The 13,974-nt window shown below is 63.6% G+C and carries 11 protein-coding genes; 1 reads left to right on the top strand and 10 read right to left on the bottom strand.

Features of this window, described 5'->3' with window-relative positions; all coding sequences use genetic code 11:
- Positions 1 to 128: 128 nt before the first annotated feature.
- Positions 129 to 1,964, top strand: a complete 1,836-nt coding sequence (locus NCT03_RS21410; protein ID WP_244831925.1) for a diguanylate cyclase domain-containing protein — start codon at positions 129 to 131, stop codon at positions 1,962 to 1,964.
- A gap of 4 nt (positions 1,965 to 1,968) precedes the next feature.
- Here the strand turns inward: NCT03_RS21410 and NCT03_RS21405 are convergent, their stop codons facing one another.
- The 10 genes from NCT03_RS21405 to NCT03_RS21360 form a co-directional block, all read right to left on the bottom strand.
- Positions 1,969 to 2,718 (bottom strand): tetratricopeptide repeat protein, encoded by a 750-nt coding sequence (locus NCT03_RS21405; RefSeq protein WP_250493826.1) that lies wholly within the window; start codon positions 2,716 to 2,718, stop codon positions 1,969 to 1,971.
- A 29-nt stretch (positions 2,719 to 2,747) separates the two neighbouring features.
- Positions 2,748 to 3,722 carry a type II secretion system F family protein gene (locus NCT03_RS21400; protein ID WP_250493825.1) on the bottom strand — a complete coding sequence of 325 codons (975 nt, stop codon included), beginning with the start codon at positions 3,720 to 3,722 and terminating at the stop codon, positions 2,748 to 2,750.
- An 8-nt stretch (positions 3,723 to 3,730) separates the two neighbouring features.
- Positions 3,731 to 4,717, bottom strand: a complete 987-nt coding sequence (locus tag NCT03_RS21395) for a type II secretion system F family protein (RefSeq protein ID WP_250467770.1) — start codon at positions 4,715 to 4,717, stop codon at positions 3,731 to 3,733.
- A complete protein-coding gene (locus NCT03_RS21390) occupies positions 4,710 to 6,092 on the bottom strand; it encodes a TadA family conjugal transfer-associated ATPase (protein WP_250493824.1) in 1,383 nt (460 codons plus the stop codon). Before NCT03_RS21390 ends, NCT03_RS21395 begins: the two co-directional genes overlap by 8 nt.
- A gap of 3 nt (positions 6,093 to 6,095) precedes the next feature.
- Positions 6,096 to 7,388: a CpaE/TadZ family protein gene (locus NCT03_RS21385; protein ID WP_250467768.1), complete on the bottom strand. Its 1,293-nt coding sequence runs from the start codon at positions 7,386 to 7,388 to the stop codon at positions 6,096 to 6,098.
- Positions 7,385 to 8,797: a type II and III secretion system protein family protein gene (locus NCT03_RS21380; RefSeq protein ID WP_244831919.1), complete on the bottom strand. Its 1,413-nt coding sequence runs from the start codon at positions 8,795 to 8,797 to the stop codon at positions 7,385 to 7,387. The genes NCT03_RS21385 and NCT03_RS21380 overlap by 4 nt, the downstream gene beginning before the upstream one ends.
- A gap of 15 nt (positions 8,798 to 8,812) precedes the next feature.
- Entirely contained in the window at positions 8,813 to 9,775 is a 963-nt protein-coding gene (cpaB, locus tag NCT03_RS21375) for a Flp pilus assembly protein CpaB (RefSeq protein WP_250493823.1), read from the bottom strand.
- Positions 9,776 to 9,804: 29 nt separating this feature from the next.
- Entirely contained in the window at positions 9,805 to 10,311 is a 507-nt protein-coding gene (locus NCT03_RS21370; protein WP_244831917.1) for a TadE/TadG family type IV pilus assembly protein, read from the bottom strand.
- 109 nt (positions 10,312 to 10,420) lie between these two features.
- Positions 10,421 to 12,136, bottom strand: coding sequence for a ShlB/FhaC/HecB family hemolysin secretion/activation protein (locus NCT03_RS21365; RefSeq protein ID WP_502800408.1), 1,716 nt, complete (start codon positions 12,134 to 12,136; stop codon positions 10,421 to 10,423).
- A gap of 111 nt (positions 12,137 to 12,247) precedes the next feature.
- Complete coding sequence (locus NCT03_RS21360) at positions 12,248 to 13,729, bottom strand: collagen-like triple helix repeat-containing protein (protein WP_250493821.1); 1,482 nt, start codon at positions 13,727 to 13,729, stop codon at positions 12,248 to 12,250.
- Positions 13,730 to 13,974 lie beyond the last annotated feature (245 nt).

Raw genomic sequence — 13,974 nt, 5'->3', positions numbered from 1 at the left:
TGCGTCGCCAGACAGCGCAACGGTTCATCGCAACCGTAACGAGCATTCGACCGATCGTGAATACATGGCATGTAGCGCCGCTGCCCGCGAACGAAAAAAAGAGGCTGCGATTATTGCGGAGTATCGACGTGCTCGATACGCCGCCAGAAGAAGTATTCGACCGCATTACGCGCGTCGTCGCGGAGCTGTTGCAGGTGCCTATCGTGCTGGTGTCGCTCGTCGATGAACACCGGCAGTGGTTCAAGTCGCGAGTAGGGCTCGACGTGTGCGAAACCGCGCGCGACGTGTCGTTCTGTTCGCATGCGGTGCATTCCGAGGCGCTTCTCGTCGTCGATGACGCCCTCGCGGATGAACGCTTCGCGAGCAATCCGCTCGTCACGGGCGAGCCCTTCGTGCGCTTTTATGCGGGCGTGCCGCTGCGTTCGGCCGAAGGTCTCGTGCTCGGCACACTCTGCGCCATCGATACGAAGCCGCGCACGTTGTCCGCCAATCTGCGTGCCGCGCTGTGCGATCTGGCGGCGACAGTCGAGCGCGAACTCGTGCAACGCGAAGCGGCCCGTGATACGCGCGAAGTCCAGGAGAACGACCGCCGCCGTTTGAGGCTTTCGGAAACGCGCTTCCATACGATCTTCCAGCAGACGCCGACGGGCAAGGCTATCGTCGATCTCGACGGGCGCTTCATCGAAGTGAATCCGAAGCTGTGCGAGATCACCGGCTACAGCGCGAGCGAACTCGTGCACATGACCTTCCAGGAGATCACGGAAGAAGCGGATCTTGCCGCCGACTTGCAACTCGTCGCGGAACTGCTGAGTGGTGCGCGTCAAACGTATTCGCTTGAAAAACGCTATCGCAAACGAGATGGCGGCACCGTGTGGATTCACCTGAGCGTCGCGCTATTGCGCGATCACGACGGCACGCCGAGCCACTTCGTGAGTGTCATGCAGGACATCACGAGCCGCAAACATAGCGAGCAGCTTTTGCGCGACTATCAGCAGGAACTTGAACGCCGCGTACTCGAACGCACCTGCGAACTGACGAGCAGCCGCATGGCGTTGCAGACGATCACGGACAACCTGCCGATTCTGATCGCTCACGTCGATGCGAATCTCTGCTACCGCTTCAACAACGAGGTGTATCGCGATGTATTCGGCTTCGATCCCATGGCGCTGCGCGGCAAGTCTGTTCGCGAGACCGTGGGCGATGAAGTTTTCGAGCGCAGTTATCCGCTGTTCCAGCGCGTGCTGGCAGGCGAGCGCGTGACGCATGAGGATATCGTCTACAACGTGGAATCCGGACGTGTGTGGAGCGCGACTTATATTCCCGACATGGAGCGCGGCAAGGTGGTCGGCTTCTATGTGATGTCGCAGGACATCACGGAGCGCAAGCAGCGCGAGAATCAAATGCATTCGGAAATCATGCTCGATGCATTGACCGGCCTGCCGAACCGCCGCGCGTTACAAGAGCAGCTGTCGCTGGCGGTGCACTCCGCGCGCGATGAAGAAATTCCGTTTGCGCTCTTCTTCATGGACCTCGACGGTTTTAAAGCCATCAACGACCAGTACGGTCACGACGCGGGCGATGCCTTGCTGAGACAAGTCGCGCACCGCCTGAAGAAAGCGACGCGCGCGACCGATCTGGTCTGCCGCCTCGCGGGCGACGAGTTTGTCTTGCTGGCGCGCGACATTGCATCGGCGAGTGCTTGCAGCCGTATCGCGCAGGATATCTGCCGCGCTATCGGCAAGACGTTCGATCTGGGTCAGCGCGAGGCGCAGCTCGGCACGAGCGTGGGTATCGCGATGTGCGCGGCGGGTTATGCGACATCCACGGAAACGATGCTCGCGGAAGCCGACCGCGCCATGTACGAAGCCAAGCGCAAGGGCCGCAACGGCTTTCGCTTCGCGCCCATATCGGCCGAAGCCGAACTCGCGGCGCGGCGCATGGCGGCCGTCAGCGCCGCGGCGTAGTTCCTCACAGCGCTGCGCTGGCCATGCTTGCCGGGCGATGCGAGCGCGCCGCATCCGCGACGCGTTTTGCATCGTCGGCAATAGCCTGCTGCGCGTTCGGCGAAAACTTCTGCTGCGTCATCAGGCTCTGCGCATTCGCGGCCTGACCGCTCGCGAGCAGATACAACGCCACATTGCTCATGGTCTTCGTGCTGTTCGGCGCGAGTTCGGACGCCTTCATCAGCGGCACGCGCGCGCCCTCCACATCGCCTGCACGCAGCAGTGCATAACCGAGATCGGAAAGAATCGGCGCATCGGTCGGGGCGAGATCGGAGGCGTGCGCGAATTGCGCGGCGGCCGCGTCGAAATCGCCTGACTGACCCGACAGCAAGCCCAGTCCACGATAGCCACGCGCGGCGAGCGGCGTCGACAAAAGCGCTTCGTACGCGGCGCGGCTCGCGGCCGCTTGTCCCGTCTGCCGCAATGCATCGGCGCGGCGCAAGGTGGAATCGGCGGAGCGGTTGAAGCGCTTCTCGTAAGCGTCGATATGCGCGAGCGATGCATAGAACATCCCTTCGCTCTGCATCTTGTCGATCAACGCCAGATACATGCCGGGCGTGTCGGGCAACGCGCTCTCACGGTTCGTGCGTTCGAGCGTTGCTTCGTGCTCGGCCTGCGCGCCGAGACCATAGCCGCGATCCTGCTTCGAGGCGCATGCGCCAAGCAAGGCACAGAGAAGAATGGCGCCGATGCGCGCGTGGGTCGTGAAGTTCATGTCTGATCTCGTTGAAAAGGTTGGCCGCGTTACCTGTGCAAGCCGGCCAGCGAATGGAATACGGCGATGAAGCCCGGCCCCGCCGTCATGATGAGAAGCGCGGGCAAGAGCGTCAGCACCATCACGCCCGTCATCTTCACGGTCAATTTGCCGATGCGTTCGCGCAGGCCCGTGCGGCGCATTTCGCGCAGCCGGTCGCCGAATTGCCGCAGCGGTTCCTGCACCGCGCCGCCATGCTGTTCGATTTGAATCATGAGGCGCAGCACGGCGGCGAGATCGTCGCTTTCGTAGCTCGTGGCAAGGCGTTTCATGGCCTGCTCACGCGTGCGGCCCGTTGCGTATTGCCGTTGCGCGAGCGCGAGTTCCTGCGTGAGAATCGGCATCACCTTGGCAAAGTCGCTGACGATGACCGAGATGCTCTGATCGAGCGAAAGTCCCACGCCCTGAAGAATGCGCAACAGGTCGACGAACATCGGCAATTCACCGATGATCGACCGTTGCCGCTTCGTTGCCTTGCGCTTCACATACCACTTCGGCGCCATGAAGCCTACGAGGAGCGCGGCGAAGCACGTCAGCATGAAGCGCGAGCCGTGCACATTGCCGTGCGATGCGAACACGACGAAGGCCGGTAGCACGAACGATGCAACGAGCCGCGCGGCGAGAAAGCGGGCGCGGGAGCTTGCATCGGTATGGCCGCAGCGGTCGAGCAGGCGGCGGTCTTCGTCGGCGACGATCATCCGTCCGAGCCGCGATTCGAGCCACTTCGAGCCGACGACATGAGCCATTCCCGTGAGCGAGAAAAAGCGCGGAAATGGTCGCCGGTTTGCGTCGTCTTTTTGCACGGGCGCACTCTGACGGTCGAGCGCGCGTTCGAGCACGCCGGACGCGCGGCGCGAGCGTAAGGTCCGCGAGAACGCGTTCACGCCGATAAGCACGCAACCGAGTGCGGCGGCGACGGCGGCAAGCGCGATAACGAATTGAGCGGGCACGATGCTGTTGTCCATGTGTTGTTTCAATCGCGCAGACGCGCGAGGCGATACAGCAGGAACGCGCCGAGCGTCTGCAGAGCGAACGCGCCGTAGACGAGCTTCTTGCCGAGCACGTCCGTCCACATTGCATCGAAGTAGGCGGGGTTCAGCAGGATGATCGCGGCGCCGAGTCCGACCGGCAGCGAGCCGAGTACCCACGACGAAAGCCGCGTCTCGGTGGATAGCGCGACGAGTTCACGATCCGCCTGTTCGAGATCGCGCATGAACGCGGCCATGCGTTCGAGCATTACGTCCGAGCGGCCACCGAATTTGACCGAGATGCGCAACACCGAGCCGATCAGTTCGAACTGCTCCACGCGATACATGCGCGCGACGGCCGTCAACGCCTGATCGATATCCGCGCCGCCCTTCAGACGCGGCATGACCTGTTCGAGGCACTCGCGCAATGGATCGTCGGCGGATGCGGCCGCACCTTGAAAAGCCGCCGGAACGCTATTGCCGATGGTCACGAGCCGCACGATGCCTTCGAGAAACGAAGGCAACTGGCGCACGATGCGTTGATTGCGTTTCTGCGCGCGCCACGTGAGGATCGCGTAGAAGCCGACCGCCGACATCGCGATGGCAACGAGCGCCATCACCATGCCGATACGCGTCCAGCATACGAGCGCCGCCACGCCGGTGAACGCCGCCCACATGGTGAGCGCCGCGCGCGGCTTGCGCACGCTTGCGCGGTGAAAGAGCGCGCCGAGTTCGCCCATGACGCGCTCTATCGCGCGATGAACGTCGCTGCGCGGCGCGACGGCTTCACCCGCTTGCCGATGCTGCGCTTGCGCCACGCGCGCGGAAAGCGGCGGCAACGGTGTCTGCGTACCTGCCGTTTGCATCTGACGCGTGAAGAAATGCTGCGCGAGGCGTGCGTCGCGTTTTTGCAAGCCGCGCATCCACAGCAGCATGCCGCTTGCGGCGCACAGCACGGCGATCATGCAGACGAGTGCGATTCCGCTAGACACCGAAGCCTCCGCTGAAATTGAAGCGGCCTTCCTGCGGCGGGAAGTCTTCGGCGCGCGTCAAGGCGGCAAGCGACTGACGGAACTTCGCAAGCTTCGGTGAATGCGGTTGCAGTCCGAGCGAGGCCCAATTGTCCGTATCGGCGCCATCCGCCGACGTGACCGCTTCATAGCGATAAAGCTCTTGCGTCGCGATGATGTCGTCGGACAGGCCGGTCACTTCCGTCACCGAGAGAATGCGCCGCTTGCCGTTCGAGAGCCGCCCGATTTGCACGATGAAGTCGATGGCATTGGCGATCTGCCGGCGCAAGCTGGCTTCGGTGCCCTGAAAGCCGGCAAAACCCGCAAGCATCTCCAGTCGATAAAGACACTCGCGCGGCGAACTCGCGTGCACGGTTCCCATCGAGCCATCGTGGCCGGTGTTCATCGCCTGAAGCATTTCGAGCACTTCGCCGCCGCGCACTTCGCCCACGATGATGCGGTCCGGCCGCATCCGCAACGTATTGCGCAAGAGATCGCGGATAGCGACGACGCCCGCGCCATCGAAGCCGCCCGGACGGCTTTCGAGCCGCACCACATGCGGATGATTGAGCGACAACTCGGCGGTGTCCTCGATAGTCACGACGCGTTCGTGCTTCGGGATGAAGAACGCGAGCGCGTTGAGCAGCGATGTCTTGCCCGAACTCGTGCCGCCCGAGACCAAAATATTGCAGCGCGCTTCGACGGCAGCCTTCAGCACCGCCGAGATGTTTTCATCGAACGTGCCGTTGGCTAGCAGATCGTCGGGACGCAAAGGGTCGCGGCGAAACTTGCGGATGGAGATCACTGGTCCGTCTATCGACAACGGTTCGATGATCACGTTCAGGCGGCCGCCATCGGGCAGACGCGCGTCGACCATCGGGTTCGACTCGTCGAGCCGTCTGCCGATAGGCGCGAGAATGCGCCGCACGATACGCAGCAAATGCGCATTGTCCGCGAAACGCACGGGCACTTTTTCGAGCATGCCGTGACGCGAAACGTACACGTCGCTATAGCCGTTGATGAGGATGTCTTCCACGGCGGCATCGGCGAGCAAGTCTTCTATCGGACCGAAACCTGCGAGCTCTTTAGTCAACGCGGCGGCGACCAGGCGCACTTCGCTTTCGTTGAGCGGTATGCGCCGTTGCCGCACGAAGCTGTCCATTTCCGTATCGACGAACTGTTGAATCGCCTGACGCGACCAGCGGCCGAACTCGGCGCCCAATTCCTCGATGCGCGTAAGCAGATGCTCGTGCGCGGCGCTCGCCACATCCTGGAACTGTTGCGAGTGAGCGAAGGCCACGGTTTCGGGGCCTGCTTCGCTCGCGAAGGCAACATCCTGATCGAAGGAAGAGATCATCGCTTAGGCTCGCTTGAAAAGTCTGGCCGACAAACGGGCGAGGCTTGCGGGCGCGACATCGTTCGACGCGCGCACGGGCTCTCCCGCGAGTTGCGCGGCGAGGGCATCGACGGCGCGGACGTAGGGATCGGCGGGCGCGGTATCGCCGAGCAATTGACCTTGATTCACCGCGCGCACGAGTGCTTGCGCACGCGCGGGCAACGTCGCCACGAGCGGCAGCCCAAGACGCGCGGCGAGTGCCTCGGGTCCGAGATTGCAGGCCGGATCGTGCTTGTTGACGATGAGTTCCGGCTTGCGATGACTCGTGCTTTCGGCATCGCGCGCGCTTTCGAGCGCCGTGCAAAGACTCGCCGCCGATACCGCCGACGCGATGTTGGCATCGCAGACGAGCCAGAGCGTGTCGGCGGCTTCGATCAGATGGCTCACGAATTCGAGATTCGAGAAGCCACCGAGATCGACGACCTGATGATCGAAGAACGCGCGCAAGCGTTCGAGCGTTTTGACCGCGGCCGCGTAAGAGACGGTGCGCATCTCGGCGAGATCGGCGGGCAGCGTCATCAACGCAAGGCCGCTCGCGTGACGCGCGAATGCGGTATGCACGAAGGTTTCATCGAAGCGGCGCAGGTTGTGCACCGCGTCGTGAAAATGCAGTTCGCTGCGCGTGTCGAGCAGCAGCGTGCTGTCGGCGGCGGGCAGGCCGAGGTCGAGCAGCGCCGCGCCCTGGTTGCGTTTGCCAAGGCGTTTTTGCAGCAGCACCGAAAGGTTCGCCGCAAGCGTGCTGACGCCCGCGCCCGTGCGTGCGCCGAGCAGTACCGTGAGCTTGCCGCGCCTTGCAGGCGCGCTCATTGCCGATGCTTGCGCCATGATGCGGCTCACCATGTCGAGCGCGCGCAAGGCGGCGATCTGCATGGCTTCGGGCGTCGCGTGGCGCGGTTCGATGTCGAGCAGATCGCGTGCGCCCGCGCGCATTGCGGCAAGCGCGATTTCACCGACGGCTTCCGAACCGAGCGCGATCACGGGCAGCAATGGAAACGCGCGATGAACCTCGGCGACGAGCATCGTGGCTTCCACGGGCGTATCGAAGTCGATGAACACGAGCGCGGGCGCGGCCGATGCAATCTCTTGCACGAGTTGCGCGGCAACGGTCGAGGCGAGCATGACTTCGCCTACCGTGGCGAGCGCGGCGGCGAGACGCGCGATGCGTCCGGGTTGCGCGCTTGCACACAGAAGTCGAGGTCGTGCGCGCTCATCCGCCGATACGGCTTCAGGCGCGAAGCTTTGCGTGGCTGCGGTCATTTGGAGAATCCCGGTGCTTCGTCATCGGATGCCGCGCCTGCCGCGAAGCTGCGCCACACGTTGCCGTCGCGTTGCTCGGACGCGCCCGGCAACGGCGGCACGGCTGCGCCCTTCGCGATAGGCGTGACGAGATGCGGCGTGACGAGAATCACGAGTTCGCGATCCGTCTGCGAGTACTGCAAAGTCTTGAAAAACGTGCCGATGATCGGCAGATCGCCGAGCAGCGGCACCTTGCTCACGTTCGACGCGGTCTCGCGATCCACGAGTCCGCCGATCACGAAGCTCTCGCCATCGCCGAGTTCGACGGTGGTTTCGGCGCGGCGCGTGGTGAGCGCCGGCACCGAGACGCCATCCAGCGTGATGGCGTGTGCGAAGTCGAGCTGGCTTGCTTCGGGCGCGACCTTGAGCGCAATGCGATGCGGTCCGAGCACGGTCGGTGTCAACGTGAGACCCACGCCATACGGCTTGTACGTGATGGTCGTGGTGCCGAGCGACTGCGGCACCGGCACGGGAATTTCACCGCCTGCGAGGAAGTTGGCGCTTTGTCCGGAGAGCGCGACGAGCGTCGGTTGCGCGAGCACGCGCGCGAGATTATTGCTTTCCAGAAGGCTCAAATTGGCGAACAGACCACGCGAACTCGAATTGAGCAGCAGGTTGAACGCGGCGCCGATGGGCGAGGCGGACGTGACATCGAGTGTGCCGCCCGCATTGCGCGACGCGCTGCCGAGTGAACTCGGCGCGAACGTACCGAACGCAAAGCCCGCGTTGTTCTGCGAGAACAGGTTGAAGCCCGCTTCCTTTAACACCGACTTGCTGAACTCGACCACTTTGACATCGACCTGAACGACGCTCTTGGTGGCAACGATGGAGGTATCGACGACCGCGCCGTCCTTGCCCACCGATGCCTTCGCCGCCGCGACCGCGCGTTCATGCGTTTCCATCGTCGCGGCCGAGCCTTGCACGAGCGCCGTGTTGCCGAGCACGTTGACGGTGGGCGTCGCGCCATCGACGAGTGCCGCGCTTGCTTGAGACTCGACTTGCACATGCCAGGTGAGCGGCGTCTTGCGGCCTGGTTCCCACAGCATGACGTCGGTGTTGCCGGGCGCTTTGCCGACCAGCATCACGCCGTCGTTGCCCTTCAGCACGAGCACGTCCGCGACGGCTGGATCGCCCACGGCGACGCGTTGCAACGCGCGTCCCAGCATGAGCGGCTTCTGTGCGCCGCTGGTCAGTTTGATGGCTTCGGCTTGCGCGGGCGACTGGTTTGGCGTCGTCTGCGGCTTCTGTGCGTTCGGCTTCTTCGAGGACGCGTGCGAATGACGCGCTTCTGCGGGCGTGGCCGCAAGCATCGAGAGTGCGCAGGCGAATGCGATACGACGCGCGGCGCGGGAAAGAGGAAGTTGATACATGATCTCGATGGCCAATCAGGGGTTCGACACGGTTTCGCTATGCGAGCCGCGAATGACTTCGATGCCGCTCGCCGACGCGACCTTGCGCGACGCAACTGCACCGCCGGTTGCGAGCGCGGCGGGAAGCGGCGGGAGCATCGGCGCGCCGGCGAGCATTGCGGAAGCTGGTGGCGCAGGGCGCGATGTGCCGCCCGAAAGTGTCGCGAGCGAGACGCCCGCCGCAGCGCGCGCTATGGGCGACTGAGCGGATGCATTGCGTGCCTGCGAGTCCGTGCTGGCCGTATCGGCGGGATTACGCAGCGCGAGCAAGAGACGGCCGCTGTTTTCTGCAAGCGTGAGCGTGTCGATGTCGTCGACGCGCACGCCGAGCACGGCGGTACGCGCGGCCGTTGCATGGTTCGTTGCGTTGGTGGCGTTAGCGGCATTAGTGGCCGCATCGCCCGCGATGACGCTGTCGCCAAAGCCGAGCACGCGCACTTTCGAAAGCAGCAAGCGTGCGTGGCTCGCGGGGATTTCTCCGTCCGTCACGGAATCGCGCTTGAACACGACGAAGACATCGACGGCATCGCCCGGCTTCACGAGATTGTTCACCGCGTTCGATTCGTCGACGCGAATCGCGATTGCGCGCTCGCCCGGTTCTATAGCCGCCGTGAGTCCGCCCGCGAGCGCACCATCGGTCAACGCGCTGCCAGCCGGGACGCGTACAACCGGCACACGGCCAAGCAATATGGATGCCGAACTAAATGCATCCGTGGGCAGAACGGCTTGCGCCTGCATGGTGAGATCGTCGGCGGTGAGCGCCTTGCCGGGCAAGAGATCGTGCGCCGCGACGATCACCGTCACCGCGGGCGAAGCAGCCGGCATGACGAGTGGCGCGCGTGGCGCGGGCGCGGCGCGCGTCAACGTGACGGCATAGAGGCCGAGCAGTGCAGCCAGCGCGAACAGTGCGATTGCAATGATGCGGGAAACGTTGGCCATGACATCGGTTCTTCAAAAAAAGTCAGCGTTCAAAGCACGCTGTCGGGATTGAGTTGCACGCTCGCGTTCGCCGTGAGTTTCGCCGGCAACGCTAGCGATAAAAGCGGCAGCGTCGGTACGAGCGGATTCGATGCGTAGTCGTAAGACAGCGCGACGGCGACGCATTGCATCGTCGTGTCGTAGGTACACGGCGCGCGGCTTGCCGTACACGTCGATGCAGAGCCGAGCCAGTTCTTCAGGCCGTTAGCCGTGGTGCAGGTTGCAGCTGTGCGTAGATCGAGCGCTTGCGCCGCGGTGGTCGCGCCACGCTGATAACGCAACGCGGCGCGCGCACCTTCTTCCGCCGAGAGCGTGAGCGACTGCTGCGCGACGAAGATGAGGCTATAGGTGACGATCGCGTAGAAGATGAGAAAGAAGAGCGGAAACACGATCGCGAATTCGAGGGCCGTGGCGCCTTCTTCATCACGCGCGAAACGCGGCACGAAGCGACTTGCGGTCGATTCGTCGTGCGTGTTTCGGATCGTGGTGTCGTTCATGGTTCTCTGCTCGCCAATGCTCTGTTATGTTCGACTGCTAATAACTACTTAACGGTACTGAGTACCTGTCCTTGAGCGCGATAAACGCCGTAGAAACAGGCCTTATCGCTCAATTCAACTGGTACGAGAATGTCGCGTTGACACGCGGACTACGCGATGAACTTTCGATGGGCGCATCGCCTATGGCACGCGCCACCGAGAGGTCGATGTTGTAGTGCTTCGCATCCGAAATGCGGAAGCCGATGCCCACCGAAGACAAGCGACGCGGCGTCGGCGTACCTCCATGCAGGAAGATGCGCGCCATGTCGACGGATGCATACGGCGTGAGCGATTTCAAATACGCCCATTCGAGTGGCAGCGGCCGGTTCACTTCGAAGGACGCGCCCCAGCCCGAATCGCCCGACACTTCGCCCGGTTGATAACCCAGCGCGAAGCGCTGTGCACCGAACGAAATCTGTTCGGAGGTCGGCAAGGTATCTGGCGAGAACTGCCCCGTCATGGCGACCACCGTGCCGATCTTGAACGGCCAGTCGTTGGTCTGCGTGTAGGTGGCGCCCGTGCGCAGGAAGGTCAGCGAAACCGGGTTCTGCAGTTGCAGGCCGACGATGTTGCTTTCCGCCGTCTTCGATGCGCCGAGCACATCGAATGCCTTCGCTATCTGAACATTCACACGACGCGTGACGCCTGTCTGAATGCCGGTGTAGTCGAGCGACAACTGCGCGACGCGAATTTGCGAACGTTGCGTAAGTTGCGGATTGCCCGCGACAATCATGTTCTTCAAGCGGTCTTCGTCATGCGTGGCGTACACGGTCGCCGTGCCGAGCAGACTCTTCGAGTTGCTCAAAATGAACGGATAGATCGCCGACAGCGCGAGCTTGTCGTTCACCACCGTGCGTTCGATATACGAAGGCAGGCCGGGGTTATCGACTGGATGGCCGTAGTAGTGCGAGGCATCGACTTTCATTGCGAAGCCGTCGGAACCGACGGGCGCCATCGCATTGATGCCGTAGTAAGTCGAATCGTTGCGGCCCTTCGGTGCGAGCGCGGATGCCGTGATCGATTCGCCGAGTCCCAGCAGCCCGTTCTCCGTCGCACTGAAAATGCCCTGCAGCCCCGGATGATTCACGTCGATACCCGTGCTCACGTTGAAGCGCTTGCGCGTGACGTTGAGCTCCATCGTCGTGGCGCCGTTGGTGTTCTGCGGCGGCGCGACGGTGGCATCGATCTTCGCGCCGGGAATCATGCCGAGCACGTTGATATAGCGCTCGAAGGTGGCTTGACGCAAGGGACGGTCGGCGGCAATGCGCTCTGCGATCGCACGAATGCGCTTCTCGAGATTGCCGGGCTCGCCCTTGATCTTGATGTCCGATACGTAGCCCTCGACGATCGTCACGCGCACGACGCCTTTCTCGAAGGTCTGCGCAGGCACGAACGCGAACGAGAGTGCGTAGCCGCGTTCCCTGTAGAGCGCGGTCACGCCGTTCGCGGTTTCCACCAGTTGCCCGATGGTGATGTCGGTGCCCACGAACGACGTGAAACGTTTGGCGACTTCATCGAAGGGAATCGACTTCACGCCTTCGATCTGAATCGACGATGGCGTGATGTGCCGCGCGAGCAGCTCCTGAAGCTGTTGTTGCGGCGCCTTGACTTCGACTTCGACCGAGGGCGGTCGCGCCGGAGCGTTCACTTGCGGTAAAGCGTCGAGCGGGTTGCTGCCGACGCTCGAGCGCGGCGCGGCGGCCGGTGTCTGGGCGTGCGCAATCTGCGTCATTGCGAGTGCGGCCACGAGTGCGGTCGTTTTCCAGGTACCCATTTCAGTTCCGATTCTCTTCGTATGTCGTCTGACTGTTGATCGCGCGACGCACGCCTCGCGAAGTTGCGGTCATTTGCAGGATCGCGAGGCTGCGTGTCTTGCTTCGTGCTTCGTTGCTTCGACTTAGCGACGCAGGCCGCCGAGCGCGCCGCCGAGCGTCGTGGTGACGCCCGTCAGCAGGCCGCCCACGACGCCGCCGTTGGTCGAACCCGTGCTCGCCGTTGCGCCCACGCCAGCAGTGACAGTTGCCGTCGTGGTCGTGGCGGCGGCTGCGGGCGCGGTCGTCGTCGCGGGCGCGGTTCTTACGCCGCTTGTGACCGGCGCGAGCACCGTGCTGACCACGGTCGTGACCGGAGCCAGCAGCGAGGTCGTCGCAGGCGATGACGTCACGGTGTTGACGGTGCCCGCCACGGTGGATACGACACCGCTCACGACGCCCGCGACCGGTGTGGTGCCGGTTGCAGTCGTCACGCCGGTGACGGTGTTGCCAAGCGAAGTGCCGAGCGTCGTTGCCGGTTTGCCGCCGACGAGCGTGCCCGTGGTCGCGACCGTCGTGCCGACAGCCGAAACCAGCGTGCCCGTGCCGGACGTGACCGGATTCGAGCTCGCGGTCAGCTTCTGGCCGCCCGCGGCGAGGTTCGAACCGAGCGCAGTCAAAAGACCAGCGGCAGGTGCGCCGACACCGGTTGCCGTGCCGACGGTCTGCGTCGCGGTGCCGATCATCGAGGTGATCGGCGCGATGGCGGTCGTCGCTTGCGTCGTCAGTTGCTGGACAGGTGCGCTGGACAACGCGGCCGTCAGATTGCCGCCGGTTTGCGAGACCACGCCGCCGACACCGCTCGTGAGCGCGCCAACGGGCGTCGTGATGGCGGCGAGCGGAGCAAGCGGGCCGCTGCCGAGGCCCGTGACGGCGCTTCCGCCGCTCGTGACGGCATCGCCGAGTTTTTGCACCACGCCGCCGACGCTCGTCACGGTCGTGCCGACTGCGTTCGGGTTGGAGCCAAGCGAGCCGATGCCATTGCCCACGCCGTCGCCGAGCGTCGAGACCGCCGCGCCCACGTTTTGCACGACGCCGCCAAGGTTCTTGGTGGTGCCGTCAGAAAGGCCGGGCACTTTTGCACCGCCAACAGCCGTGCCGAGACCGGTGACGGTTTCGCCTGCGGCGGTCACGATGTTGCTAGCCTTGTCGACCACTTGCGCGACCGGCTGCGGCGTGACGGTGGGCGTGCCGCCGTTGCCACCATTGCCGCCGCCACCGCCTCCGCCGCCGTTACCACCACCGCCGTTACCGTTACCGCCACCGCCGTTACCCCCGCCCGTACCGGTCTTGACCGTCGCGCCGACAGTACCGCCTGCGCTGGCTTCGATTGTCGTGGCGTTTGCGTCGGTGTTCGACGCGGTGCTGGTATCGCGTGCGCCGGTGGTGGGATGCTCCTGCTGCGTGCCGTCGGTCGAAGCGGTGGCAGCCGGATGGCTGGCTGCTCCGCCCGTCGATTTGTTGACCGAGCCCGAGCCCCCGCAGGCGCTCAACGCCAGAAGCAGGGCCACGGCCGCGGCTGCCCCGGTCATGCGAATGGTTTCGCCTTTGAGACTGGATGTCTTCATTTTTCTCTCAGATATATATTTTTGATTCGACGGCTATCCGTGGTAATTGCATCGAGCAAATACCGGTTTGAATGCCGCTTTTTAAAAGCACGTCATTTGCGCGCGGATGAAATCGGAGTTTCGATTGCGCGTAAATAAACGCGCGCCGGCCTGCGGAATGGCTACAGGCGTGCACGGACCACCGCGACTTGTGATCGCGGTTCATCGACGGCAAGGCGCTTCCCGACGGAAATGGCGGGAGTACG

Origin of the sequence: Caballeronia sp. GAWG1-1 (assembly GCF_023631465.1) — a bacterium.
In the GTDB taxonomy this organism is placed as follows: Bacteria; Pseudomonadota; Gammaproteobacteria; order Burkholderiales; family Burkholderiaceae; genus Caballeronia.
Note: the sequence above shows the minus strand (reverse complement) of the source record. Positions and strands in the feature narration are given on the sequence as shown.

Bases quoted from the DNA above. Each gene is read 5' to 3' on its own strand.
- NCT03_RS21405 (WP_250493826.1), bottom strand. From the start codon at position 2,718: ATGAACTTCACGACCCACGCGCGCATCGGCGCCATTCTTCTCTGTGCC.
- NCT03_RS21400 (WP_250493825.1), bottom strand. From the start codon at position 3,722: ATGGACAACAGCATCGTGCCCGCTCAATTCGTTATCGCGCTTGCCGCC.
- NCT03_RS21390 (WP_250493824.1), bottom strand. From the start codon at position 6,092: ATGATCTCTTCCTTCGATCAGGATGTTGCCTTCGCGAGCGAAGCAGGC.
- NCT03_RS21385 (WP_250467768.1), bottom strand. From the start codon at position 7,388: ATGACCGCAGCCACGCAAAGCTTCGCGCCTGAAGCCGTATCGGCGGAT.
- NCT03_RS21380 (WP_244831919.1), bottom strand. From the start codon at position 8,797: ATGTATCAACTTCCTCTTTCCCGCGCCGCGCGTCGTATCGCATTCGCC.
- cpaB (WP_250493823.1), bottom strand. From the start codon at position 9,775: ATGGCCAACGTTTCCCGCATCATTGCAATCGCACTGTTCGCGCTGGCT.
- NCT03_RS21370 (WP_244831917.1), bottom strand. From the start codon at position 10,311: ATGAACGACACCACGATCCGAAACACGCACGACGAATCGACCGCAAGT.
- NCT03_RS21360 (WP_250493821.1), bottom strand. From the start codon at position 13,729: ATGAAGACATCCAGTCTCAAAGGCGAAACCATTCGCATGACCGGGGCA.